This window comes from Rhodococcus sp. P4_B6 (assembly GCF_056402215.1).
The window spans coordinates 1-24,662 of the sequence record NZ_JBFUHV010000152.1 but is presented as its reverse complement, the minus strand read 5'-3'; the positions used below and the strand labels follow the sequence as shown (position 1 = coordinate 24,662).

Annotated in this window: 19 protein-coding genes and 1 pseudogene; 10 read left to right on the top strand and 10 right to left on the bottom strand. The window is 68.0% G+C overall.

Translation table 11 applies throughout. The features are described 5' to 3' along the window. Positions 1-22 precede the first annotated feature (22 nt). From gcvH to AC1DWT_RS39940, 3 genes and pseudogenes are all read left to right on the top strand, one after another. Entirely contained in the window at positions 23-427 is a 405-nt protein-coding gene (gene gcvH / locus AC1DWT_RS39950) for a glycine cleavage system protein GcvH (RefSeq protein WP_072936907.1), read from the top strand. Continuing rightward, complete coding sequence (gene glyA / locus AC1DWT_RS39945; RefSeq protein ID WP_477924855.1) at positions 424-1,692, top strand: serine hydroxymethyltransferase; 1,269 nt, start codon at positions 424-426, stop codon at positions 1,690-1,692. Before gcvH ends, glyA begins: the two co-directional genes overlap by 4 nt. 2 nt (positions 1,693-1,694) lie before the next feature. Continuing rightward, a pseudogene (locus AC1DWT_RS39940) lies at positions 1,695-3,023 on the top strand (L-serine ammonia-lyase); the annotation flags it as partial. Between the two features lie 34 nt (positions 3,024-3,057). Here AC1DWT_RS39940 and AC1DWT_RS39935 read toward each other — a convergent pair. The 3 genes from AC1DWT_RS39935 to AC1DWT_RS39925 all read right to left on the bottom strand — a co-directional run bounded on the left by AC1DWT_RS39935 (position 3,058) and on the right by AC1DWT_RS39925 (position 7,280). Continuing rightward, a complete protein-coding gene (locus tag AC1DWT_RS39935) occupies positions 3,058-4,566 on the bottom strand; it encodes a carboxyl transferase domain-containing protein (protein ID WP_477924861.1) in 1,509 nt (502 codons plus the stop codon). Continuing rightward, complete coding sequence (locus AC1DWT_RS39930; protein WP_095862038.1) at positions 4,566-5,762, bottom strand: CaiB/BaiF CoA transferase family protein; 1,197 nt, start codon at positions 5,760-5,762, stop codon at positions 4,566-4,568. Before AC1DWT_RS39930 ends, AC1DWT_RS39935 begins: the two co-directional genes overlap by 1 nt. A gap of 153 nt (positions 5,763-5,915) precedes the next feature. After that, positions 5,916-7,280, bottom strand: coding sequence for an SLC13 family permease (locus tag AC1DWT_RS39925; RefSeq protein ID WP_477924853.1), 1,365 nt, complete (start codon positions 7,278-7,280; stop codon positions 5,916-5,918). Between the two features lie 193 nt (positions 7,281-7,473). Here AC1DWT_RS39925 and AC1DWT_RS39920 point away from each other — a divergent pair, with 193 nt between their 5' ends. The 3 genes from AC1DWT_RS39920 to AC1DWT_RS39910 all read left to right on the top strand — a co-directional run bounded on the left by AC1DWT_RS39920 (position 7,474) and on the right by AC1DWT_RS39910 (position 10,761). After that, entirely contained in the window at positions 7,474-8,169 is a 696-nt protein-coding gene (locus tag AC1DWT_RS39920; protein ID WP_378676758.1) for a FadR/GntR family transcriptional regulator, read from the top strand. 156 nt (positions 8,170-8,325) lie between these two features. Continuing rightward, entirely contained in the window at positions 8,326-8,754 is a 429-nt protein-coding gene (locus AC1DWT_RS39915) for a RidA family protein (protein WP_072936900.1), read from the top strand. Positions 8,755-8,790: 36 nt separating this feature from the next. Continuing rightward, a complete protein-coding gene (locus tag AC1DWT_RS39910) occupies positions 8,791-10,761 on the top strand; it encodes an oxidoreductase (protein ID WP_477924850.1) in 1,971 nt (656 codons plus the stop codon). A gap of 10 nt (positions 10,762-10,771) precedes the next feature. On the opposite strand, the gene AC1DWT_RS39905 is transcribed toward AC1DWT_RS39910, so the two are convergent. The 3 genes from AC1DWT_RS39905 to AC1DWT_RS39895 all read right to left on the bottom strand — a co-directional run bounded on the left by AC1DWT_RS39905 (position 10,772) and on the right by AC1DWT_RS39895 (position 14,798). Further along, positions 10,772-12,262, bottom strand: coding sequence for a PucR family transcriptional regulator (locus AC1DWT_RS39905; RefSeq protein WP_477924848.1), 1,491 nt, complete (start codon positions 12,260-12,262; stop codon positions 10,772-10,774). 15 nt (positions 12,263-12,277) lie between these two features. Then, positions 12,278-13,768 (bottom strand): PucR family transcriptional regulator, encoded by a 1,491-nt coding sequence (locus AC1DWT_RS39900; RefSeq protein ID WP_477924846.1) that lies wholly within the window; start codon positions 13,766-13,768, stop codon positions 12,278-12,280. 64 nt (positions 13,769-13,832) lie between these two features. Next, positions 13,833-14,798: a quinone oxidoreductase family protein gene (locus tag AC1DWT_RS39895; protein ID WP_477924844.1), complete on the bottom strand. Its 966-nt coding sequence runs from the start codon at positions 14,796-14,798 to the stop codon at positions 13,833-13,835. Between the two features lie 201 nt (positions 14,799-14,999). On the opposite strand from AC1DWT_RS39895, the gene AC1DWT_RS39890 reads away from it, so the two are divergent. The 3 genes from AC1DWT_RS39890 to AC1DWT_RS39880 all read left to right on the top strand — a co-directional run bounded on the left by AC1DWT_RS39890 (position 15,000) and on the right by AC1DWT_RS39880 (position 17,730). Then, positions 15,000-16,385 carry an LLM class flavin-dependent oxidoreductase gene (locus AC1DWT_RS39890; protein ID WP_477924842.1) on the top strand — a complete coding sequence of 462 codons (1,386 nt, stop codon included), beginning with the start codon at positions 15,000-15,002 and terminating at the stop codon, positions 16,383-16,385. 24 nt (positions 16,386-16,409) lie between these two features. Continuing rightward, positions 16,410-17,204 carry a 2-keto-4-pentenoate hydratase gene (locus tag AC1DWT_RS39885; RefSeq protein ID WP_477924840.1) on the top strand — a complete coding sequence of 265 codons (795 nt, stop codon included), beginning with the start codon at positions 16,410-16,412 and terminating at the stop codon, positions 17,202-17,204. Between the two features lie 229 nt (positions 17,205-17,433). Next, entirely contained in the window at positions 17,434-17,730 is a 297-nt protein-coding gene (locus tag AC1DWT_RS39880; RefSeq protein WP_477924838.1) for a WhiB family transcriptional regulator, read from the top strand. Between the two features lie 130 nt (positions 17,731-17,860). Here AC1DWT_RS39880 and AC1DWT_RS39875 read toward each other — a convergent pair whose 3' ends face one another. The 4 genes from AC1DWT_RS39875 to AC1DWT_RS39860 all read right to left on the bottom strand — a co-directional run bounded on the left by AC1DWT_RS39875 (position 17,861) and on the right by AC1DWT_RS39860 (position 22,576). After that, complete coding sequence (locus AC1DWT_RS39875; RefSeq protein WP_477924836.1) at positions 17,861-19,036, bottom strand: NAD(P)-dependent malic enzyme; 1,176 nt, start codon at positions 19,034-19,036, stop codon at positions 17,861-17,863. Between the two features lie 43 nt (positions 19,037-19,079). Continuing rightward, on the bottom strand, positions 19,080-19,763 hold the full coding sequence (locus tag AC1DWT_RS39870; RefSeq protein ID WP_477924834.1) for an SDR family NAD(P)-dependent oxidoreductase: 684 nt from the start codon (positions 19,761-19,763) through the stop codon (positions 19,080-19,082). 103 nt (positions 19,764-19,866) lie between these two features. Further along, positions 19,867-21,117, bottom strand: coding sequence for a bifunctional 3,4-dihydroxy-2-butanone-4-phosphate synthase/GTP cyclohydrolase II (locus AC1DWT_RS39865; RefSeq protein ID WP_072936890.1), 1,251 nt, complete (start codon positions 21,115-21,117; stop codon positions 19,867-19,869). 121 nt (positions 21,118-21,238) lie between these two features. Beyond that, entirely contained in the window at positions 21,239-22,576 is a 1,338-nt protein-coding gene (locus AC1DWT_RS39860) for an MFS transporter (RefSeq protein WP_477924832.1), read from the bottom strand. 561 nt (positions 22,577-23,137) lie between these two features. Between AC1DWT_RS39860 and AC1DWT_RS39855 the strand changes: the two genes are divergently transcribed. Beyond that, positions 23,138-24,493: a flavin monoamine oxidase family protein gene (locus AC1DWT_RS39855; RefSeq protein WP_477924830.1), complete on the top strand. Its 1,356-nt coding sequence runs from the start codon at positions 23,138-23,140 to the stop codon at positions 24,491-24,493. The last annotated feature ends 169 nt before the right edge of the window (positions 24,494-24,662 follow it).

Genomic DNA, 24,662 nt, shown 5'->3' with positions numbered 1-24,662 from the left:
CGGCCCCGAAAAAGGTACCGCCATGTCTTCAGCAGCCTTCCCCGACGACCGCAGCTACACCGACGACCACGAATGGGTCCTGATCGCGCCGGGCGCCGATCTCCCCGACGAGCCCGTCCGCGTCGGCATCACGTCCGTCGCCGTCAACTCGCTCGGCGAACTCGTCTTCGTCGATCTGCCCGAGGTCGGGACGACCATCGTCGCCGGCGAATCGTGCGGTGAGGTGGAGTCCACCAAGACCGTCTCCGAGCTGTACCCGCCGGTGAGCGGCCGGGTGACCCTGATCAACACTGCCGCCGTCGACGACCCCGGCCTGGTCACCTCCGACCCGTATGGGGAGGGCTGGCTGTTCGCCGTCCAGCCGTCCGCGGCCGGAGAGCTCCTCACCGCCGCCGAGTACGCCGAGAAGAACGGAGCGAACGCATGAGCGTCCTGAACCGTGACCTCGCGGACTTCGACCCGGACGTCGCCGCGCTGATCGGCAAGGAACTCGATCGTCAGCGCACCGGCCTGGAGATGATCGCGTCGGAGAACCACGCGCCGCTCGCGGTCATGCAGGCGCAGGGTTCGGTGCTGACCAACAAGTACGCGGAGGGCTACCCGGGGCGCCGCTACTACGGCGGCTGCGAGCACGTCGACTCCATCGAGCAGCTCGCCATCGACCGTGTCAAGGCCTTGTTCGCCGCGGAATACGCCAACGTGCAACCGCATTCCGGCGCCACCGCGAACGCGTCGGTGATGCACGCGCTGATCAATCCGGGCGACACCATCCTCGGCCTCTCCCTCGCCGACGGCGGCCACCTCACCCACGGCATGCGGCTGAACTTCTCCGGCAAGCTCTACAACGTGGCCGCGTACGGGGTGTCCGAGCAGGACTACCTCATCGACATGGACGAGGTCGCGAAGGCCGCGCGCGAACACCGGCCGCAACTGATCATCGCCGGCTGGTCGGCCTACCCGCGCCAGTTGGACTTCGCCCGGTTCCGGGCGATCGCGGACGAGGTCGGCGCGTACCTGATGGTCGACATGGCCCACTTCGCCGGCCTGGTGGCCACCGGATTCCACCCGTCCCCGGTGCCGCACGCGCACGTCGTGACGTCGACGACGCACAAGACGCTCGGCGGGCCCCGCGGCGGCATCATCCTGACGGGCGACGCGGCCATCGCGAAGAAGATCAACTCGGCGGTCTTCCCCGGCCAGCAGGGCGGGCCGCTCGAGCACGTGATCGCAGGTAAGGCAACGGCATTCAAGATGGCCGCCGAACCCGAGTTCGCGGAACGTCAGGAACGCTGCCTCGAAGGGGCGAAGGTCCTCGCCGACCGCCTCAGCCGCCCCGACGTCAAGGAAGCCGGCATCAGCGTCCTCACCGGCGGCACGGACGTGCACCTCGTCCTCGTCGACCTCCGGGACGCCGACATCGACGGGCAGCAGGCCGAGGACCGCCTCGACGCGATCGGAATCACGGTCAACCGCAACGCCGTTCCGTTCGACCCGCGGCCGCCGATGGTGACGTCCGGCCTGCGCATCGGCACACCGGCACTCGCGGCGCGCGGTTTCGGCCGGGACGACTTCGTGACGGTCGCCGACCTGATCGCGCAGGCCCTCGTCGCACCCGCCGACGCGGACACGTCCGGATTGGCTGCCCAGGTCCGGGTCCTCGCGGACAAATACCCCCTCTACCCGGAGCTGTAGGGATGACCATCAGCGTCTTCGACCTCTTTTCCGTCGGCATCGGCCCCTCCAGTTCACACACGGTCGGGCCGATGCGGGCGGCGGGGACGTTCGTCGACGACCTCGGCGCGCTCGGCGTTCTCGGGGACGTCGCCGGTGTCCGTGTCGACCTGTACGGCTCGCTCGCGGCGACCGGCGCCGGCCACGGCACCATGTCGGCGATCCTCCTCGGCCTCGAAGGGTATCGGCCGGAAACCATCGCCACCGAGGAGATGGAGACGCGGCTCGACGAGGTGCGGGCGAGCCGGCGGATCCGCCTCGGCGGGACGGTCGACATCCCGCTCGCCGAGGACGAGATGGTGCTGCATCCGTTGACGGTGCTGGATTTTCACCCCAACGGGATGACCCTCACCGCCACCGGGGTGGACGATCGCGAACTGCACACGCGGACGTACTTCTCGATCGGCGGCGGCTTCGTCGTCACCGGCGCCGAACCGGCGATGTCCGTCGGCGCCGGCGCGAACGCGCTGTCGTTCGGGTCGGCTCGCGAATTGCTCGAACTCAGCGAGCACTACGGACTCGGGATCAGCGAGGTGATGCTCGAGCACGAACGGGCCCTCCGGCCCGAGTCGGAGGTCCGGGCGCGACTGCTGCACATCCGGGACGTGATGGTCGAGTGTCAGCAACGCGGAATCAGCCGGGACGGGTACCTGCCCGGCAATCTGCAAGTCCGCCGACGCGCCCGCGGCTGGTACGAGCGGCTGAACGCGGAAGACCCGTACCGTGATCCCGCGTTCGCCGAGGACTGGGTGAATCTGGTGGCCCTCGCCGTCAACGAGGAGAACGCGTCCGGTGGGCGGATCGTGACCGCCCCCACCAACGGCGCGGCAGGCATCATCCCGGCGGTGCTGCACTTCGCGCTGCACTACACCCCGGCGGGGAAGGCGGATCCGGACGGCACGTCGGTGCGATTCCTGTTGGCGGCGGGCGCAATCGGATCCCTGTACAAGGAGCGGGCCTCGATCTCCGGGGCGGAGGTGGGCTGCCAGGGCGAGGTCGGCTCCGCGGCGTCGATGGCCGCCGCCGGTCTCGCCGAGATCCTCGGCGGCACCCCCGCGCAGGTGGAGAACTCGGCGGAGATCGCGATGGAACACAGTCTCGGTCTGACGTGCGATCCCATCGGAGGTCTGGTGCAGATTCCGTGCATCGAGCGCAACGCCATCTCGGCGGGCAAGGCGATCAACGCCGCCCGGATGGCACTGCGCGGCGACGGCACCCACCGCGTCAGCCTCGACCAGGTGATCGAGACGATGCGGGCCACCGGTGCCGACATGAGCTCGAAGTACAAGGAGGCCGGGGATCCGATCGGGATCCCCGGCACCGCGGTCATGCAGGTGCGGGCTGCAACAGACCGATCCGGTCGAATCGCGCCGCACGTTCGGAGAGTCGCTCGGTGGTGTCCGCCGCATCGAGGAGCGCCAGCTCGCGGTGGAGCACCGCACCCACCCGGGTGCAGAAGGCCGTGGATTCCTCGGCTGCATCGGGGAATTCGGGGATCACCTCGTCGACGATGCCGCTCGCGAGGAGATCGGACGACCGGATGCCCTGCCGGGCGGCCATGTCCGGCGCGTGCGCGATGTCGTGGTGCAGGATCGCGCTCGCACCCTCGGGCGGCAGCGGCGAGAGCCAGCCGTGCTGGGCCGCGAGCACCCGATCGGCCGGAATCAACGCGAGCGCGCCGCCGCCGGTGCCCTGCCCGAGCAGCAGGGAGATCGTGGGAACGTCGAGTGAGACCATGTCGGCGATGCAGCGCGCGATCTCGCCGGCGAGCCCGCCCTCCTCGGCCTCCTTCGACAATGCCGCTCCCGCGGTGTCGATGACCGTCACCAGCGGCAGGTTCAGTTCCGCCGCCAGCCGCATTCCCCTGCGCGCTTCCCGCAGGGCGGCCGGGCCGAGCGGCGACCGCGTGGTCTGCCCGCGACGGTCCTGCCCGAGCAGGACGCAGGGCATGTCACCGAACCGGACGAGGGCGAGGATCAGACCCGGATCGATCTCTCCCTGACCGGTTCCGTTGAGCGGGAGAACATCCGAGGCCGAATGGAACATCACGTCGCGCACCCCGGGCCGGTCCTCGCGTCGCGACGCGAGCACCGACTCCCACGCGGGAACGTCCGGCAGACTCCCGTGCACGGCGGGGTCGGCGGGAGCCGGCCGGCCACCGCGGCTGGAGGTGATGATGCGCAGCGCGCGGTCGACGATCTCGGCGAGCTGGTCCGGCGGCCGCACCGCGTCGATGAGTCCGTGCGCGTGCAGGTTCTCGGCGGTCTGGACACCCGTCGGGAACGGCGCGTCGTACAGCGCCTCGTACACGCGCGGCCCCAGGAATCCGACGAGCGCTCCCGGTTCCGCGATGGTGACGTGGCCCAGCGATCCCCAGGACGCGAACACCCCGCCGGTCGTGGGGCTCCGGAGGTAGACGAGATACGGCAGGTGCGCCTCCTTGTGCTTGATCACCGCCGCCGTGATCTTCACCATCTGCAGGAACGCGGTCGTCCCCTCCTGCATGCGCGTCCCACCCGACGTGGGCAGGGCGAGCAGCGGAAGCCCCTCGTGGGTGGCACGGCGGATCGCGGCGACCAGACGCTCCCCCGCCGCCACGCCGATGGAGCCGCCGAGAAAACCGAACTCACAGACGAGGATTGCGGTTCGGCGGCCGCGGATGGTGGCGACTCCGGTGAGCACCGCCTCGTCGAGGCCGGTCTTCTCCTGCGCGCGGAGAAGCTCGTCCGCGTACTCGGAGTCCGCCGCGACCTGGATCGGTGGGGTGTCCCACGACTCCCAGGTGCCGGCGTCGACCACCAGATCGAGCAGTTCGGGAGCGGTCAGGCGCGCCATCAGCTGCATTCCTTCAGCCACGACATCACGGTGTCGTTGTCCGCGCCGAGGACTGGCGGTGCGGTGTGCCGGGTTTCGGTGACCTCGGTGCCGTCCGGTTCGAAGAACCGCAGGGGCGGGCCGGGCAGCGTGATGTTGCCGAGTGTGCGGTGGTCGACGTCGACGAGCAGCCCCTGCGACTTCGTCTGCTCCCATTCGTAGACCTCGGAGATGGTCCGGACGCGTCCCGCGGGCACCCCGATCCGGTCGAGTTCGATCAGGAGTTCGTCGCTCGTGTACGCGCCGAACGCGTCCTCGACCAATTCGAGGACCTGCTTGTGGTTCTCGACGCGTTCGGGATTGGTGGCCATGCCGGGGGCGTCGGGGTCGAGGTGGAAGCCCGCGCAGAACCGCTTCCACAGCCCTTCGCTGCCGACCGAGATCTGCACGGCGCCGTCGGCGGTGCGGAACAGGCCGTACGGGGAGATCGAGGGATGGTGGTTGCCCTGCGCCTCGCCGACCTCGCCGGCGACGGTCCACTTCGTCCCCTGGAAGGCGTGCACGCCGACGACACTGGCCAGCAACGACGTTCGCACGACGCGGCCCCGTCCGGTGCGTTCACGTTCCTGCAACGCGGCGACGACCCCGAACGCCCCGTACATGCCGGCGAGCAGGTCCGCGATGGGCACGCCCACGCGCTGGACCTCGTCGGGATTGGGTCCGGTCAGCGACATCAGTCCGGCCTCGCCCTGCGCGATCTGGTCGTAGCCTGCGCGTCCGCCTTCGGGTCCGTCGTGACCGAAACCGCTGATGGACAGGACGACCAGGCGCGGGTTCAGTTCGGCGAGACGCTCGGTGGTGAACCCGAGCCGGTCGAGGACCCCGGTGCGGAAGTTCTCCATGAGGACGTCGGCGCGCCGGACGAGGGACTCGAGGGTGTCGCGTCCGTCTTCAGCCTTGAGGTCAAGGGTGATCGACTTCTTGTTCCGGTTCGTGGACAGGAAGTACGTCGATTCCCGCTCTGCGTCGGCGGGTTCGACGAACGGCGGCCCCCACCCGCGGGTGTCGTCGCCGCCGTGCGGGGTTTCGACCTTGATGACGTCCGCGCCGAGGTCGCCGAGCATCATCGCCGCGTGGGGACCCGCCAGTGCGCGCGTCAGATCGACGACGACCACTCCTTGCAGCGGACCCGTGCGCTCCATCGTTTTCGTGGACATGTGAAACCACCGTTACTTCCTGGCGAGAGCCGCGATAGCTGGACTGTTGGTGCAGTGACCTAGTGGACTAGCCAATTAAATGAAACATCTGATCCGACCGATGTCAAGAGCCGAGTTTTCGAGGTGGTGGGCCGGACGCCTACCCGCCGGCGGTCAGAGCCAGCCGGGCACCACGAGAATCGCCCAGGCCGCGAGCGGCCCGATGGCGACGACGAGCGCGCTGTACTTCAGGATCTGCTTGTAGAACCGGTCGCGGTCGACGTTCTGCGCGTTCGCGAGGACCAGCGCGCCGTTGGTCGAGAACGGGCTGACGTCGACGATGGTCGAGGAGATGGCGAGGGCCACGATGACACCCACCGCACCCACCTCACCGGCGAGGAGGAACGGAACCGCGAGCGGGATCGTCGCGCCCAGGATCGCCGTGGACGAGGCGAAGGCGGAGACGATGGCCCCTATGTAGCAGAGGAGCAGGGCGACGAGGAGGGGCATGCCCAGGCTCGCGACCGCGTTGCCGACGTACTCGACGGTGCCCGCCTCCTGCAGGACGCCCACGAAGGTGAGGACGCCGCCGATGAGCAGCACCGTCGACCAGCTGATCTGCGCGATCGCACCCTTCTGCGCCTTCGGCGAGGCGAGCGCCAGGACGACGGCCACCGTCATCGAGATGAATCCCACGTCGAGATCGAGGATCAGCGAGAACACGGCGAGCGCGGCGAGACCCACCAGAGTGAGGCCCTGATCGAACGTGACGCCGGGGCGCGCAGGTGAGCCCGCGAGGGTCTGCGCCGGACGCACCTTGGTGGCGGTGGCCCCGCCCGACCCCGCGTCGCCGCCGGTCGTCGGCGCTCCACCGCCCGAGCCGCCGGCACCGGTTCCCGCCGTGTCCTCGACACCGTCGTCGTGCACGCTGCGCCCGATCAGGTCCCGCCCGCCGAGGAACACGAACAGCAGTACCCCGATCGCGGCGTTGAACAGGAGACTTCCGAGGAAGAGGGTGAGCGGACTGTTGGTCAGTCCTGCCTTGGACGCGATGTCGTTGACCGTGACGCCGTAGATGCTGATCGGCGAGAATCCGCCGGCCTGGGCCCCGTGCACGACCATCATGCCCATCAGGAGGGCGTTGATCTTGTACCGCGCGGCGAAGCCGAGAGCGATCGGCGCGACGATCGCCACGGCGGCGGGGCCGAGCGCACCGATCGCGGTGAGGACCGCCGTGATCCCGAACATCACCCAGGGGATCAGGGCGACACGACCGCGGACCAGCCGGACCGCCCCGCGGACCATCAGGTCGACGGTGCCGTTGTTCTGGGCGATCGCGAAGAGGTAGGTGATGCCGACCAGCGTGAGGAACAGGCTGCTGGGGAATCCGGCGATGATGTCGTCGCTGCTCATGTGCAGCGACAGGGTGCCGACGAAGAAGGCGGCAACGAAGCCGAGGGCGCCCATGTTCACGGGCAGCACGGTCGCCGCCAGGAACATGACGGCAAGCGCGAGGATGGGGATCAACTCGGTCGACATGAAAGTCTCCGGTTCTGTGGCAGTGGCAACTGGTACCGGCCGACGCTCCGAGAATTGACTCAGTGGCAAATTGGCCTAGCCACTTCATCGAAGCAGTGTTGTGGGTCACTGTCAACAGCAACTGTGCGTGCGGTTACCCGCCTCCGGGAGATACCGTGGAGTAGTTTCAGTGGAATGGAGAGTGGGTGGCCCAGTGGCTGAGCAACTGCGTCCGGTAGCGCGACCGCGGCTGTACGAGGTGATCGTCGAGCAACTCTGCGCCCACATCGCCGAACACGAGATGACGCCGGGCGACCGCCTCCCCGCCGAGCGCGAACTCGCAGCTCAACTGGGGGTGTCCCGCGCGTCCCTGAGCCAGGCCCTCGTCGCCCTCGAGGTGCAGGGCGTGGTGTCGGTGCGGCACGGCGACGGCGCCGTCCTCGTCCGACAACCCATCGAGGAACGCGCGGTCAAGGCCCTGCGGGAACACGCCGACCGCCTGCCCGAGGTGATCGAGGCCCGCGAGGCACTCGAGGTCAAACTTGCCGGGCTCGCCGCCGAGCGCCGGACCGACACGGAGATGGCGGCGATCGATTCCGCCCTCGCGACGATGGAGTCCGAGATCGCCGCGGGCGATCGCGGCGTCGTCGGCGACGAGCAGTTCCACGAGGCCATCACCGTCGCAGCGCACTCGTCACTGCTGGCCAAGCTGATGCACGAGATCTCCGGGCTGATCCGGGAGACCCGGATCGAATCCCTCTCCCAGGCCGAACGCCCGCGGGCCTCGCTCGAAGGGCACCGTCGCATTGCGACGGCGATTCGAGACCGGGACTCCACGGGCGCATCCCGTGCGATGGCCGATCACATTCGGATGGTGTCCGACGTCGCGCTGCTACGCGAGGGTGGGTAGGGCACACACAGGTCACGGAAACACGTACGCCTGACTAAAGCAGTGATACCGGTTTGTCCAACAGTACGGTTACGCCCTGGTGAGCCGTGCCATAGCGTTCCCTCTCGTCAGCCACCGCGGTCCCGTACTCCCGGGACGTCTACCGAGAGGATCACCATGACGACCACCGAGAACATCGTCGAAACCCGCCCCGCCCCCTTCACCTGGGCGCAGTCCGCGCAGTACAGCCAGGGCGCCAAGGCCGGGGACCTGGTGTTCACGTCCGGTCAGGCCGGCTACGACGACGCGGGCAACCTCGTCGACGGCGGCTTCGAGGCGCAGGCCCGCCAGGTGTTCCGCAACATCGAGAAGATCCTGACCCAGCACGGCGCGTCGATGTCGTCGGTGGTCAAGCTGACCGCCTACCTGGGCGACCGCGACGACTTCGACACGTTCAAGAAGGTTCGCGCCGAGTTCTTCTCCGCCCCGTATCCCGCCGTGACCGCGGTGCAGAACTCGTTCCTCGTCGAGGGCATGCTCTTCGAAGCGGACGCCGTCGCCGTGGCCGGTGCCCAGCGAGTCCTCGCCGACACCGACGCCAGCTAGCCACCCTTCCACCACCAGTACAGAACTGGGATTTCCATGTCTGAGACCCTCTTTCCGACGCTGTTCTCCCCCCTGCAGGTCGGCGACGTCACCCTCAAGAACCGGATCTTCTCCTCCGGGCACGACACCGTGATGGTGCACGACGGCGCGGTCACCGACCAGCTCGTCGAATACCACCGCGCCCGGGCGGCCGGCGGCGCCGGACTGATCGTCATGCAGGTCGCCGGGATCCACGAGACCGCGCGGTACACGTACCACGTCCTCATGGCCACCGACGACAGCTGCATCGAGGGCTACCGGCGCGTCGCCGACGCCGTCCACGAGCACGGGTGCGCGCTGTTCGGTCAGGTGTTCCACCCGGGCCGGGAGATCATGGAATCCCAGGACGGTGCGCTTCCGGTCGCGTACGCCCCGTCGGCCGTGCCGAACGAACGATTCCGGGTCATGCCGCGGCCGATGTCCCAGGCGATGATCGCCGAGGTCGTCGCCGGATACGCGGCCGGGGCGCGCCGGCTCCGGCAGGCCGGACTCGACGGTGTCGAGATCGTGGCCAGCCACGGCTACCTGCCCGCCCAGTTCCTCAACCCCGAACTGAACCTGCGCACCGACCAGTACGGTGGCGACCTCGACAATCGGATGCGGTTTCTGCGCGAGATCATCGCCGCAGTCCGCGAGGCGGTCGGATCGGGATTCGCGGTCGGCGTCCGCGTGTCCGGCATCGAGCACTCCTCGGTGGAGGACGAACCCACCGACATCGTCGAGGTCTGCCGACGGCTCGACTCGGACGGGCTGCTGGACTTCCTGAACGTCACCGAGGGCACGTCCGCGAGTCGGTCCGGGTCCATGCACATCGTTCCGCCGATGAGCGAGGAGGCCGCCTACACCGCGCCCGCCGCGGCGAAGATCAAGGCGGCGGTGTCGATTCCGGTGCTCGTCGCCGGACGGATCAACCAACCGCAGGAAGCCGAGATCGTCGTCGCCAAGGGGCAGGCCGACGCCTGCGCGATGACCCGCGCCCTGATCTGCGACCCGGACATGCCGGCCAAGGCCCTCGCCGAGCGGCCGGACGACATCCGGGCCTGCATCGGCTGCAACCAGGCGTGCATCGGCCACTTCCAATCCGGCTACCCGATCTCCTGCATCCAGCGCCCGGAGACCGGACGCGAACGCGAGTTCGGCACCTTGGTGCTCACCCCGAAACCGACCGACGTCATGGTCGTCGGCGGCGGACCCGCCGGAATGAAGGCCGCCGTGATCGCCGCCCAGCGCGGGCACCGGGTCACCCTCTACGAGGCCAGTGGCCGGGTCGGTGGGCAGGTATTGCTCGCCGAGCGGCTGCCCGGCCGGTCCGAGTTCGGCGGCGCCGCCACCAATCTGCAGTCCGAACTCGACCGCTACGGGGTGATCGTGAAGACCCGCGTCGAGGTCGATGCGGCGATGATCACCGCGGAACGACCCGACCACGTCATCATCGCGACCGGCGCCACTCCGTACCGGCCGCACCTCGAACTGGACGGCGACATGCCGGTGCTCGAGGCGTGGGACGTGATCGGCGCGAACGGCGGCAACACCCCCAAGGGTGAGATCGTCGTGGCCGACTGGCGCGGAGACTGGACCGGGCTCGGGGTCGCGGAAATGCTTGCCCGCGAAGGGCGCAAGGTGACCCTGTGCGTCAACGGCTACGCGGCCGGCGAGAACCTGCAGCAGTTCACCCGGGTGTCGATGCTGCGCGCGGCCACCGAAGCGAAGGTGCGCATCGTCCCCCACGCCCGCCTGTTCGGGGCGGACGACGACACCGTCTACCTGGTCAACACGCTGACCGGCGAACCGATCATCCTCGACGGCGTCGACGGACTCGTCCTCGCCCTCGGCCACCAGCAGAACGACGCCCTGCTCGCCGACGTCGAATCCACCGGCATCCCGTTCACCGGAGTCGGTGACTGCCTCGCCCCGCGCACCGTCGAAGAGGCCGTCCTCGACGGGTTGCGCGCGGCCGCCGCCGTCTGACAGACCCTGTTCAGTCGGTCAGCGCACTCGCGTGGGCGCGGGCGCGGAGCGCCAGCCACAGCATCGCGATGTCCGAGGACGCCTTGAGATCGCGTCCCGTCACGGACTCGATCTTCCGGAGACGGAAGGCGAGAGATTGCCGGTGAATTCCGAGCTGCTCGGCAGTCTCCGTCCAGCTTCGGTTGTGTGTGAGGAAGGTTTCGAGCGTCTCGACGAGGTGCGACTCGTGTCCCCGGTCGTACAGGAGGAGATCTCCGAGGATCGCGTCGGTGGCGTGCCGGGCGTCGGTCAGGGTGCGCGGCACGAACAGTGGTGCGTCGGTGGAGTATCGGGTGACGGGTACGCCGGTCGATCGGGCGGTGTCCAGCGCCCAACCCGCCTGACGAGCGCTGTCGGAGATCTGCCCGATCGTGGTCGCCGAGGGTGACACTCCCATCGCCCGGGTTCTGCCGCTCAGCACGTCGATGGTCTCCGGGCTCCGGCCGGTCGGAATCAGCATGTACGCGTGTTCGTCGAGTGTGCCGGTCACGTGGGGAACGCCCCGGTCGCCGGTTATCGTCCGCGCTGCCGGCAGGAAGTCGGTTCCGAAGCTCAGCACCGTCCATTCGGGTTCGGCGAGGTCGAACTGTTCGAGCAGTGGTGTCACCGCCTCGGCGGCGTCGGTTCCGGCGAGAATTCTCCGCAGCAGGCCCTCACCGGCCTCGTCGGCGTGCTCCCGCTCCCTGGTGACCTTTTCGACTTCGACGCCGATCAGGGTTCGCACATGCAGCAGGGCGAAGGCATCGACGTCCGTGGCCGGGCTTCCCTCCATCACCAGCATGCATTTCCGGTGGGTGGGAAGGGCATGGGCGGTCATCACGCAGTCGGCACCGTCCATCAGCGTGAGGTGGGCGGGAAGACGATCGAGGGTCCCGGCGACCCGCGCAGCCAACGCGCGGATGGTCTTGTCGGACAGTGCATTGTCGGTGGGGAGAACTTCGGTGCCGTACTCGACGTCGACGACGTGCAACGTGTAGCGAAGCTCGCGGGACAGCCGGACCAGGAGACTCGTCTCCGCCAGTGACGTCGAGCGTGCGTGTTCGTAGAGTCGGCTCAGCCGTGCGACCCTGCTGACCTGAACACTCTGACTGGCCAGGGCCACCGTCCGTCCGATGGCCGCGAACGGGGTGGTGTGGCTGCACCGGAGGATGGGGAAACCCAGTCGGTCGGCAACAGCGAGCATCGCGGCCGTGAGCGGTGGCGCTGTCGCGTCGTCACCGATGATGACGCCCGCCAGGCCCTTTTCGTGGAGGCGCTCGACGAACGTGCACTGCGCCGGCTCGTCCGGCGGCACGCACAATCCGGCGGTCATCAGCAGCTCGTCCGCTCCCAGCCAGTCCCAGGGGTCGAGTTCCGAGGTGTGTGCCCACACGATCCGGCGATCGAGTCCCGCCACACCGGCGACGGCAGCGCACCCGAGCTGATCCATGGCGATGAGGTCGCCGACGGTGAGTCTCGACATCGTCTTCCTCTCGTCTCAGTCCCGGACGCTACTGATCCGGCGGGTGATCAGCGCCATCCAGAAGTCGGCGATGTCCGCGGAGCTCTTCATGCTTCGGCCGGTGAGGCCCTCGATCTTGCGTAGTCGGTATCCGAGCGTCTGGCGGTGAATGACAAGCTTTTCCGCGGTTGCCGACCAGTTCCGATCCATCGACAGGAATACGTCGAGCGTCTCGACGAGATCACTGTGATTGGCCGCGTCGTAGTCGATGACCTTCCCCAGCACGGCCCGCGTCGCGAAGTGTGCCTCGGTCAAGGTTCGGGGAAGGAACAGGGGGGCCGCGGTCGAATACTCGGCAAGACCGCCGCCCGCCGCCCGCGCGGCCTGGAGAGCCCACCGGGCTTGACGAACGCTGTCCGGGACCCGTCGAGTCGTCGCGTTACGGGCCGACATTCCCATCGCATCGATGTGGCGGTCGAGGAGATCCGCCGTCAGGTCGGCGTCGGCGCTCGGGACCATCAGGTACCCCTCGTCCCCTACCGGGCACGACAGGTACGGGACTCCGCGGTCCCCGATGAGCGTGCGGGCCGTCTGGAGGTGAAATGCGTCGAATCCGATGACGCACCAGTGGGTATCGGCCAACTCCAGTTGTCCGAGGCGAGGTGTGGCAGCTTCCGCGCTGATCGATCCGGTGATCATCTGCTCGAGCAGCTCCGCCCGCACCACATCGGTGCGTTCACGTTCCCGGGTCACCCGCTCCACTTCCACGCCGACCAGGCTCTGCGCATGCAACAACACGAACGCGTCGACTTCGATATCGGCGTGCCCGGCCGCGACGAGCATGCACCTGCGGTGGGTGGCGAGGGGGAACGCTGTCGCCACCGTCCCGGCGCCGGCGTCGATCGACACCCTCGACGGAAGACCGTCGAGCCGGCCGCCGACGCTGCGGCGGAGTTCGTCGACGAGATCGTCGCCGAGCGGACGGGCGTCGCGCAGCACCTCGCTGCCGAGTTCGACGTCCACGACGTGGAGTCGGTGTCCGAGTTCCGCCGACACTCGATCGAGCAGCGACGTCTCGTCCTCCGGTGCCGCTTGCGTGGCGTCGTAGAGCCGGCTCAAGCGGGCGATTCGACTGACCTGGACGCTCTGGGCCGCGATGGCGACGGTACGGCCGATCGCGACGAAAGGTGTTGCATGACCGACCGAGACGACGGGGAAGCACTGCTCGTCCGCCTCGGCCAGCATGTCCTGCGTCAGCGGGGGCGCGAGCAGGTCGTCGCCGATCGCGAGACCGGCCAAACCCGCCTCGCTGAGACGTCGCACGAACTCTCGCTGTGCGTCCGCCGCTGCCGGCAGGCTCATACCGGTGGTCATCAACAKGTCGTCCTTACCCAGCCAGTTCCACGGGTCGGGCAGTTCGCACACCTGCGCCCACACCACGATCCGGCCGACACCGGCAGCGCCGGCCACCACGCTGCACGCGAGTTGCCGCATGGCCACCAAGTCGCCGACTGTCAGGTTCGACACGAATCACTCCGTCGATGCGGGTATGAACATCGCCAGCAGAATTGTACGTCCGTATGGCTCGGGGTCAGGGGACGAGGACGACGGCACCGGTGGTCTTCCTGGCCTCGAGGTCTCGGTGCGCGTCGGCGGCGTGTTCGAGCGGGTAGTGCGCGCCGACGCGAACGTGCAACGAGCCGTCCGCGACGGCCGCGAAGACCTCGCCTGCCCGCCAGGTGAGTTCCTCACGGGTGCGGATGTAGTGCGCGAGTGTGGGACGGGTGAGGACCAGGGACCCTGCGGGATTGAGCCGTTGCGGGTCGAACGGCGGTACCAGGCCGCTCGAGGCGCCGAAGAGGGCAAGGGTGCCACGGACCCGGACGGACGCGAGGCTCGCCTCGAACGTGGCCGCGCCGACCCCGTCGTAGGCGACGGCGACGCCCTCCCCGTCGGTGAGTTCGCGGACGCGGGTGGCGATGTCGTCGTCGTAACGGAGCACCTCGGCGGCGCCGGCCTCGCGCGACAGCTTCTCCTTCACATCCGACGAGACAGTGGTGATCACCCGCGCGCCCAGCTTCGTGGCCAGTTGGGTCAGCAGCAATCCGACGCCGCCGGCCCCGGCGTGGACGAGCACGGTGTCGCCGGACTGCACCGGGTAGGTCGAGTACGCCAAGTAGTGGGCCGTCATACCTTGCGCCAGTGCAGAAGCCGCCTGCGGGGAGGGTACGCCGTCCGGTACCGCGATTGCGACTGCGGCGGGCACCACCACCCGTTCGGCGTAGTTGCCGGTTGCCCCGCACCACGCGACGCGGTCACCGGGCGCGAAGCCGCGCACCCCGGCACCCACCGACTCGACGACACCCGAGCCCTCGTCGCCGGGAACGTACGGCAGCGGATGCGGGTACACCCCGGTCCGGAAATAGGTGTCGATGAAGTTCACGCCGATCGCGTCGGTCCGGACGAGCAGATCGTCCGGACCGGGCCGAGGATCGGGGACCTCGGTGAGTTCGAGAACGTCGGGACCACCGAGACGAGAGACCTGAATGGCACGCATGGACTATGTTCTACACGCCCATCCACTATTTGAACATGCCGACCATAAAGTGAATGCGTCGTGAAGTGGCGGGGATGCGAGCATCGACAAGTTCCGGGGGGCACTTCTTGCGAAATGCACTATTGACGCCCACTCATTCCACCTCTTACAGTGTTGTTCAACACATGAACTACGTGTTCAAAAAGTGAACGGAGATAGACAATGGCGTCTCAGCGCATGCGGATCTTTGCCTTCGACTACCAGGGCCCGGCGCACCTGTCGGCCGGCCTGTGGCGGCACCCGAAGGATCAGGGCGCGAACTACAAGAACCTCGCCTACTGGACCGAGTACGCCAAACTGCTCGAACAGGCCCGGTTCGACGGCATCTTCTTCGCCGACAACGTCGGCTACCACGACATCTACGAGGGCAACGCCGACGCGGCCCTCGCCGACGCCGCGCAGATCCCCGCACAGGATCCGTTCATGGCCGTCTCCGCGATGGCGGCGGTGACGAAGAACCTCGGATTCGGGCTGACGGGGTCGACCTCCTACGAGCACCCGTACGCGCTGGCCCGCAAGTTCAGCACCCTCGACCACCTCACCGACGGCCGGGTCGGCTGGAACCTGGTGACCTCCTACTCCGACAGCGCAGCCCGCAATCTCGGTACCGGACAGCAGGTTCCGCACGACGAGCGGTACGACATGGCCGCCGAGTACCTCGAGGTCTGCTACAAGCTGTGGGAGGGATCCTGGGACGACGACGCGGTCGTCCGGGACGCCGAGCGCGGCATGTACATCGACCCGAGCCGGGTGCACAACATCGAGCACAAGGGCAAGTACTTCTCCGTTCCCGGCTTCGCCCTGTGCGAGCCGTCCCCGCAGCGCACCCCGGTGATCTTCCAGGCCGGCGGCTCGTCCAAGGGCCGCGCCCTCGCCGCCGCCAGCGCCGAGGCGGTGTTCGTCAACGCCGTGTCCATCCCGGCGCTGAAGAAGCAGGTCGACAGCCTGCGCAGCCTCGCCGCCGAGGTCGGCCGCGACCCGGCCAACGTGCACGTGCTGCAGATGCTCAACGTCGTCTGCGCACCGACCGACGAAGAGGCGCACGCGAAGTACGAGAGCTACCGCAAGCGCGTGAGCTACGCCGGGGCGATGGCCCGCTACAGCGGCTGGACCGGATTGGACATGTCGCAGTTCGACCCCGACGTTCCCCTCAAGCACGTCAAGACCAACGCCGGACAGACCATGGTCGACCTGTTCTCGAAGATGGACCCCGACAAGGAGTGGACCCCGCGCGACATCGCCGAATTCGTCGGCATCGGCGGCACCGGCCCCACCATCGTCGGCTCCCCCACCACCGTGGCCGACGAACTGACCCGGTGGATGAACGAGACCGGTATCGCCGGCTACAACCTCGCCAACGCCATCAAGTACCAGGACATCGCCGACTTCATCGAACTCGTCGTCCCCGAACTGCAGCGCCGCGGCACCATGTGGAGCGAATACGAAGGCTCCACCCTGCGCGAAAAGCTCTACGGCCCCGGCGCCGTCCGGCTCCGCGACGATCACCCCGGCCTCCGCTTCGGCAACCGCACCGTCGACGCCGTCTGACCCACCGACCCGACAAGGACACCCATGCAGACCACCGAACTCCACGACGTCGCGGCCACGCTGCGTACGGCACGCGTGAACGGGGCACCGATCACCGCGCCGACCAAGACCTGGCCCGCCCTCGACGCCGACTCCGCCTTCGCCGTCCAGCGCATCAACGTCGAACACGCCGTCGCGGGCGGTGACCGCCTGGTCGGATACAAGCTCGGCAACATCGCGAAGGTCATGCAGGAAGCCTTCGGCCTCGGCCAGCCCGACTACGGATTCCTGCTCGCCAGCATCTTCGCCTACGAAGGCACCACCCTCGAACGGGAAAAATACATCGAACCGTTCGTCGAACTCGAACCCGCATTCGTGCTGAAGAGCAGTCTGTGCGGGCCCAACATCACGGTCGCCGACGTCATCAACGCCATCGACTACGCCGTGCCCGCCATCGAGATCATCGACTCCCGCGTCCAGAACTGGGCCATCGACCTCCCGGACACGCTGGCCGACAACGGATCCACCGGCGCGGTCATCCTCGGCGGCACCCCCCGCCGCATCACCGACCTCACCCTGCGCGACATGAACGGCTCCCTGCACTTCAACGGGCGCGAGGTCATCACCGGTAACACCCGCAACATTCTCGGCAATCCCCTCGCCGCGGTCGCCTGGCTGGTCAACCGCCTCGCCGCCTACGACGTCGAATTCCAGGCCGGCCAGGTCATCCTCCCCGGCAGCTGCCTGCAGGCAGTCCCCATGAACCAGGCCGGCCGCTGGGTCGGCGAATTCGAAGGCTTCGGCACCATCGAGTTCGACGTGTCCACCGCGACCAACTGACACCACGAAAGAACTTCGCGGGGACCATATTCCCTGCGGCAATACGTTCGTTCAGGAATCAGGAGCGCCTTCTTGACTGAACGAACTGCGCGGGTGCCTGACCTGATGTGTCGGCGTCAGGCACCCGCCCTCCACGTGCGCGACGCACCGCCGTACCGGCCACGCTTTGTCCCGGTTACGGCGGTGCGTTTGTCGTAGGAGTACCGAAACGTCGACCCCGGGAAACCGAATGACCATCACCGAGCATCCATCCGACCGTCCGTCCGGCTGGGACTGGCGACATGAGGGATCGTGCCGCGGAACCGACACCGCCATGTTCTTCTCGCCCGACGATCGCGAGCAGCGAACCGTCCGCACACGGCGCGAACGCCGCGCCAAACAGATCTGCCAGGACTGCCCCGTGCTCCGCGAATGCCGAACTCACGCCCTCACCGCCGCGGAACACTACGGCATCTGGGGCGGCATGTCCGAGACCGAACGCGCCCGCCTCGGCCGGCGTCGGCACACCCATYGGTTTGCCCCCTGACCTCCACGGGCACGACGAACACCCCGTCCGAACCTGGGTGCGGGTTCGGACGGGGTGCCGGGGCGGCTCCGCCGCCCGTGCGTGGTTGACGACTGCAGAGACTCCTTAACCACGCACGGGCGCGAAGCGCCTATCGCGCAGCGGCGGCGACTGCCTCCGCGACAGCCGGGGCGACGCGAGGATCGAGCGGGCTGGGAACGATCTTGTCCACAGCCAGCTCGTCACCGACGACCGAGAGGATCGCCTCGGCGGCGGCGAGCTTCATGCCCTCGGTGATGCGCCGGGCGCCGGCGTCGAGGGCACCCTTGAACACCCCGGGGAAGGCGAGCACATTGTTGATCTGGTTCGGGAAATCCGAGCGTCCGGTGGCGACGATCGCCGCGTGCTTGCGGGCGACGTCGGGGTGGATCTCCGGGTCCGGGTTCGACAGTGCGAACACGATGGAGTTCTCCGCCATCGTCGCGATCAGCTCCTCAGGGACGGTGCCCGCGGAGACGCCGAGGAACACGTCCGCGCCGTCGAGGGCCCGGGCGATGCCGCCGCGGCGGGCGGCCGGGTTGGTGCGCGCGGCCAGGTCGACCTTGATCTCGTTGAGGTCGGTGCGGTCGGCCGAGACGATGCCCTTCGAATCGAGGACCGTCACGTCCGCGATGCCGGCGGCGAGCAGGATGTTCGCGCACGCCACACCGGCGGCGCCGGCACCGGAGATGACCACGCGCAACCCACGGAGGTCCCGGTCCTGGACCTTGACCGCACCCTTCAACGCGGCCAGGACGACGATGGCGGTGCCGTGCTGGTCGTCGTGCATGACCGGGCAGTCCAGCGCCTCGATGACGCGCCGTTCGATTTCGAAGCAGCGGGGCGCGGAGAGGTCCTCCAAATTCACGGCACCGAAGCTCGGGCGCACCCGGATCAGGGTCTCGACGATCTCGTCGGGGTCCTGGGTGYCGAGGACCAGCGGGATCGAGTTCAGGCCCGCGAAGTTCTTGAACAGGGCCGACTTGCCCTCCATCACCGGAAGAGAGGCACGGGGGCCGATGTCCCCGAGACCGAGCACCGCGGAACCGTCGGAGACGACGACCACCAAGCGACTGGCCCAGGTGTAGCGGTCGGCGAGGGTCTCGTCGGCAGCGATGGCGCGGGACACCTGCGCCACCCCCGGGGTGTAAGCGATCGACAGATCCCGCTGAGTGTCCAGCGGGGCGGTCAGCTCGACCGAGAGCTTGCCGCCGAGATGGCCGGCGAAGATCTCCTCGTCGGTCAGCTCGACCTTCTGCGGCGTGGCGGATTCGGACACGACAGTCACGGCTTCAACTCCAAAGGTGTTGGACGGAAACGGGGATGGGTTGTCAGTGCACGGCAGCCGGCAGGGCCGCGTGCGCGGTGAGAACCCTGCCGGACCAGCCGCCGTGGTGGACGGGGTCGGCGAGTAGGACGAGTGCGGTGTCGAAATCCGGTGCGCGGCGCTCGTCCGGATGTTCGAGTGTCGGAAGTTCGTCGACCAAGCGGATGCTGGTGACCTGTACGCTGCAGGCGCCGAGGTCGCGCGCCGCCGCGACGGTGAAGGCCTCGATTGCGCCGTCGATCACCTGCTGGGCCAGCGTGGAATCGCCTGTTTCAGTGGCTGATCGGCCAATGCCGACGACGGTGACGATGGATCCCGCCCGGCCGCTTGTGTTCATCGACTGCATCGCCCGCCGCACGGTCGTGAAGACCATGCCGAGGTGAGCGTGGACGAATCGATGCCAGTCGTGGGGATGGATCGTCTCGAGTGACGTGCCGGTGGATTCGGGTCCGGGAATCCAGGCGGCGTGTACGACCGTGTCGACGTGGCCGTGGATGTCTTCGACGGTGGTGAAGAGCCGGTCGACCTCCCGGTCGATGGTGAGATCGGCGACGACGGCGGTCGCGCGGCCACCGCCGCTCGTGATGTCCCGGGCGATCCGTTCGGCCGCCTCCGGAGTGAAACTGTGTGCGACGACGTCGAATCCATGCTCGGCGAGAGTGACCAAGGCCGGCCTGCCGTGTCGCATGGGCGGGGTCTGCGGGTTCAATCGAGGGTCTCGGTGGTCGTCATCGGCATGTCGCCCTTTCGTGTCAGGCCCCGATGCGGGACCGGGTGGGTGACGCGGGGTATCAACCGAGCCGCTGGAGGGTGTGCCCCATGCGGTCGCGTTTGGTTGTCAGATAGGACCGGTTGTAGGCGGTCGGTGAGGACTCGTGTGGGATCTGTTCGGCAACGGTGATGCCGTGGTCGCTCAGGGCCCGGACCTTGTCGGGGTTGTTCGTCATCAGCCGCACTCGGCCGACTCCCAGGTCGTCGAGGATTTCGCAGGCGACGCGGTAGTCGCGGCTGTCGACGGGCAGGCCGAGGCTGACGTTGGCGTCGATGGTGTCGAGGCCCTCGTGTTGCTGGAGTTCGTAGGCGCGCAGTTTGTGCCCCAGGCCGATTCCGCGGCCCTCGTGTCCGCGGAGATAGATCAGGATGCCGGCGCCGGCCTCGGCGATGGCGCTCATGGCGGATCGGAATTGGGGTCCGCAGTCGCAGCGCAGGGAGCCGGCGAGGTCACCGGTGATGCACTCGCTGTGCATCCGGACCAGCGGCGCGTCGGTCGTGGCCACGTCGCCCATCACCAAGGCCAGGTGCTCGACGCCGTCGCCGGGTGCCTGATAGGCCAGCGCGTCGAACGTGCCGACCTCGGTGGGCAGGGTGCTGCGACCGGACCGGAGAACGATGTCCCCGGGGCGTGCGGCACTCTGGCGGAGCGGGGTCACCGTTCCATCCGTGCGTGAGCGCCATGCGCGCAGTTCGGCGATGGAGATCATCGGGATCGAGTGCTGTGCGGCGAGTTGTTCGAGGTCGTCGCGTCGCATCATCTCCCGCCGATCGGGGGTGACGATCTCGCAGAGCAGGGCGGCGCCGCTGAGCCCGGCCATGCGGCACAAATCGACTCCGGCTTCGGTGTGCCCCGGGCGCTCGAGGACGCCGCCGGGCTTGGCGAGCAGCGGCATGACGTGGCCGGGCCGGGCGAGGTCGGCGGGCTGCAGGGCCGGGTCGGCAAGGGCTCGGATGGTGGCGCCGCGGTCGCCCGCACTGATTCCCGTGGTGGTGCCGTGCCGGTAGTCGACGCTGACCAGGAAGGCGGTGTTGTGGGCTTCGGTGTTGTCGGGGACCATCAGGTCGAGGCCGAGTGTGTCGGCGCGGGCCTCGTCGATGGCGACGCAGAGAAAGCCGGATGTATGTTCGAGGAAGAACGCGACCGCATCGGTGCTCGCGTATTCGGCGGCCATGATCAGGTCGCCCTCGTTCTCGCGGTCTTCGTCGTCGACGACGAGGACCATTCCCTTGTTTGCCAGTGCGGTGACCGCGTCCGAGATGGTCGACATGATCGCTGGCTCCTTCCTTGGCGAACACACGGAGTGTGGTGGGACGTTCTGGGGGTCGAGGCGGAGTCGCGGGGCTGACATCGTTGTCGGTCCGGCGACTCCGCGCTCGGGATCGGGGTGGTTACCGTTGGTGTGGAGCGGACGTTTCGCTGAGACTGCGGCCCATCGTTTCCGGGGCGAGGACCTGGGAGACCGACGCGCCGACGACGCAGATGCCGGCCGCGATGAGCATCGTGGTGCCCGCGCCGAGGTTGTGCATCGACCACGGCAGCAGGAACGTACCCAGACCGGCTCCGACGCGACTGAACGCGGTCGCGAAACCGGTTCCCAGGCCGCGGATCTCGGTCGGGAAGATCTCGCCCGGGTAGACACCCGTCAGCGCGGTGCACATGGCGTTGGCGAACGCGAAGACCAGGAAGCCAATGAGCACCAGCACCGGCGGTGCAGAGGTCCAGAGCCCGATCGCGGCCAGGACCGCGGCGCACACCCACTGCTGCGGGATGGTCAGCTTCCGGCGGCCGATCCGTTCGATGAGGATCACCGAGATGACGACACCGGCCAGTGCGAGGCCGTTGATCCCCAGGGCGCCGACGAGTCCGTCGCCGAGACCGTAGGCGGCGAGCACGCTGGCAGCGAACGTCGCGATCGCGAAATACGGTGCCACCACACAGAACCAGAAGACGGAGATGAAGATCGTCGCCCGCCGGTAGGACGGCGAGAACAGCATCCCGAACGTGCCCTTACGGGTCGGTTCGCTGGTGGTGTCGAGGACGTCGGCGGGGTCTTCGAGGTAGGTGTGGGCGATCTCGGTTGCCTCTTCGGTGCGGCCCTTGTTCATCAGCCAGCGCGGGGATTCGGGCATACCCAGCCGGGCCAGGAGCAGGATGACGGCGGGCAGGGTGCTCGAGCCGAGCACGATGCGCCAGTCCAGGGACCACACGGCTGTCATCAGGAAGCCGGCGATAAAGGCTGTCATGAATCCGAGGTACCAGGCGACCTCCGAGAAGGCCATCAGCCTGCCGCGCAACCGCCTGGGGGAGAACTCGGCGAGCAGCGGCCAGCCGACGGAGTAGTCGGCGCCGATCGCGATGCCCATCAGCAGCCGGACGAGGAAGAGGTGCCAGGCCGAGTCGACGAAGAATTGCAGGACCGAACCGACAGTGAAGATCAGCAGGTCGATCGTGAACAGCGGCTTGCGGCCGAGTTTGTCGGCGAGCCAGCCGCCGAGGGGGCCGCCGATGAAGATGCCGATCAGCGCGGACGCCCCGATGAGCCCCTCCCAGAACAGCGACATGCCGAGATCGAGGGTGATGGCACCGATGACGGTGCCGATGATGCCGAGGATGTAGCCGTCGATGAACATGCCGCCGGCGATCACACCGGTCAGCTTGACCAGGAAGCGCTTCTTGTCGACCGACTGCTGGTCGATGTCCACGAGTTCGTTGTTCGTGATGGTCATCGGCCCTCCTCGCTCGTGCGCGTCGACGTGGCGATCACGACCGACGACGGTGGGCAATCACCGTGCGCAGGGGCGGATAGGCGGGAAGCAGATGTTCGCACGTGATGTCACAACCTTCGTGAAGTGGTGCACGGCCGCGGAATCCGAGGGATCTCTGGCGACTGCGGGTCGTTGGGATGGGCTCGATCGCTGCAGCTCAGCCACGCTACGTGTTCATTAAATGAACGATGTGGTCAAAAGTGTGACATGGGACTCACGGCGCGTCAAGACCCGCTCCGAAACTCGCGATGGATGCCGACACGACGCCTCACCATCGACACCAGCGGGCCTCACCTCGCCCTCGGCGTCATCTGCGGGTTCCCGTACCGCGGGGTGAACTCACCCGCACCCGGGCGGGCGCGGTCACGGGATCGATGCTCACACCACCACTCTTGACAGATTGTGATCTACAGCTCAGGATCATTGTCGATCTATATTGAACAACACGTTCACAATATGAACAGCAAGCGTTCGCAGGGGTCTGACGCCCTTCCCCTGAGTTCACGGCGGTGAGGAGACACCATGGCGGACAGCGCCCACCAGCATCAGGAAGCCGATGTCGTCGTTGTCGGCGGCGGCATCGCCGGGTTGATCACCGCCCGGGAGCTGTCCCGTACCGGACTGAGCGTGGTCGTGCTCGAGGCGCGCGACCGGCTCGGCGGACGGGTGTGGACCGACCACCGCCTCGGCAGGAACCTCGAGATCGGCGGCACCTGGATGCACTGGGTGCAGCCGCACGTGTGGGCCGAGATCACCCGATACGGACTCTCGGTGACCCGGGGCCCGCGCGCGGAGCAGGCGTACTGGCTCGCCGGCGACCGGGTCCGCACCGGAACACTCGAGCAGTTCATGGAATTGATCGATCCCGGAATGCGCCGGCTGCTCGCCTACACCATGAACATCGTCCCCCGGCCCGATCTGCCGCCCGCATCACCCGAGTTCGCGAACATCGACCGGTACAGCGTGCAGGACATGCTCGACCGGCTGCAGCTGAGCGAGGACGAATACCAGGCGAACGAGGCGGCCTGGGTCGGGCACTTCAACGGCCCACTCACCGAGGGGGCTTTCACCACCGCGTTGCGGTGGACCGCCGCCACCGCGGGCTCGTGGCATCTGATGCACGAGGCGTCCGCGGTCTTCCGCCTCGCCGACGGCACCCAGTCGCTGGTGGCGGCGATCGCCGCCGACACCACCGCGGAGCTGCGCACCGGCGCGGAGGTTTCCCGCATCGAACACGACACCGAACGCGCTCGCGTGCACCTGAGCGACGGCCAGGTGATCACGGCGCGTCGAGTGGTACTCACCGTGCCCCAGAACATTCTCGGCGACCTCGCCGTCACGCCACCGCTCAACGACGGCAAACTCGCCGCAAGCAGGGAGAAGGCCGCCTCCCAGGGCGTCAAGTGCTGGATCCGGGTGCGTGGCCCGATCGCCCCGTTCTTCGCGTACTCCTCCGCCGCCCACCCGCTGTCCGTCGTGCGCACCGAATACCTCGGCGACGACGATGCAGTTCTGGTTGCCTTCGGGGCCGACTCGACGCGGCTCGACCCCAACGACCGCGATGCCGTTCAGCGGGCGTTGACCGTCTGGCGGGACGATCTCGATGTCCTCGAGGTGACCGGACACGACTGGATGAGCGACCAGTACTCGCAGGAGACCTGGATGATGCACCGCCCGAACCAGGTCACTCGTTACCTGGGCGCGCAGCAGGCCGCCGAAGGCGTTCTGCACTTCGCGAGCAGTGACATCGCGAATCTGTGGGCCGGATTCATCGACGGCGCCATCGAGAGCGCACTGCGCGCCGCACGGGACATCGCCACCGAACTGCACCCCGACCACACCTCCTACACCGCTGCCGGGTCCGGCACCACGATCTGACAAGGAGCCACCATGCTTACCTCCACCATCGACCAGGCCCACTACCGCACCGTCATGGGACACCTGCCCACCGGCGTCGTCGCCCTCTCCGGCATCACCCCCGACGCCGAACACCCCTGCGGCCTCGTCGTCGGCACCTTCCAATCACTGTCCCTGGACGTCCCTGGAC

Excerpts from the sequence above, each read along its gene's own strand:
- gcvH (WP_072936907.1), top strand. The coding sequence starts at position 23 with ATGTCTTCAGCAGCCTTCCCCGACGACCGCAGCTACACCGACGACCAC.
- glyA (WP_477924855.1), top strand. The coding sequence starts at position 424 with ATGAGCGTCCTGAACCGTGACCTCGCGGACTTCGACCCGGACGTCGCC.
- AC1DWT_RS39935 (WP_477924861.1), bottom strand. The coding sequence starts at position 4,566 with ATGGCGCGCCTGACCGCTCCCGAACTGCTCGATCTGGTGGTCGACGCC.
- AC1DWT_RS39930 (WP_095862038.1), bottom strand. The coding sequence starts at position 5,762 with ATGTCCACGAAAACGATGGAGCGCACGGGTCCGCTGCAAGGAGTGGTC.
- AC1DWT_RS39925 (WP_477924853.1), bottom strand. The coding sequence starts at position 7,280 with ATGTCGACCGAGTTGATCCCCATCCTCGCGCTTGCCGTCATGTTCCTG.
- AC1DWT_RS39915 (WP_072936900.1), top strand. The coding sequence starts at position 8,326 with ATGACGACCACCGAGAACATCGTCGAAACCCGCCCCGCCCCCTTCACC.
- AC1DWT_RS39910 (WP_477924850.1), top strand. The coding sequence starts at position 8,791 with ATGTCTGAGACCCTCTTTCCGACGCTGTTCTCCCCCCTGCAGGTCGGC.
- AC1DWT_RS39905 (WP_477924848.1), bottom strand. The coding sequence starts at position 12,262 with ATGTCGAGACTCACCGTCGGCGACCTCATCGCCATGGATCAGCTCGGG.
- AC1DWT_RS39895 (WP_477924844.1), bottom strand. The coding sequence starts at position 14,798 with ATGCGTGCCATTCAGGTCTCTCGTCTCGGTGGTCCCGACGTTCTCGAA.
- AC1DWT_RS39890 (WP_477924842.1), top strand. The coding sequence starts at position 15,000 with ATGGCGTCTCAGCGCATGCGGATCTTTGCCTTCGACTACCAGGGCCCG.
- AC1DWT_RS39885 (WP_477924840.1), top strand. The coding sequence starts at position 16,410 with ATGCAGACCACCGAACTCCACGACGTCGCGGCCACGCTGCGTACGGCA.
- AC1DWT_RS39870 (WP_477924834.1), bottom strand. The coding sequence starts at position 19,763 with ATGCGACACGGCAGGCCGGCCTTGGTCACTCTCGCCGAGCATGGATTC.
- AC1DWT_RS39865 (WP_072936890.1), bottom strand. The coding sequence starts at position 21,117 with ATGTCGACCATCTCGGACGCGGTCACCGCACTGGCAAACAAGGGAATG.
- AC1DWT_RS39860 (WP_477924832.1), bottom strand. The coding sequence starts at position 22,576 with ATGACCATCACGAACAACGAACTCGTGGACATCGACCAGCAGTCGGTC.
- AC1DWT_RS39855 (WP_477924830.1), top strand. The coding sequence starts at position 23,138 with ATGGCGGACAGCGCCCACCAGCATCAGGAAGCCGATGTCGTCGTTGTC.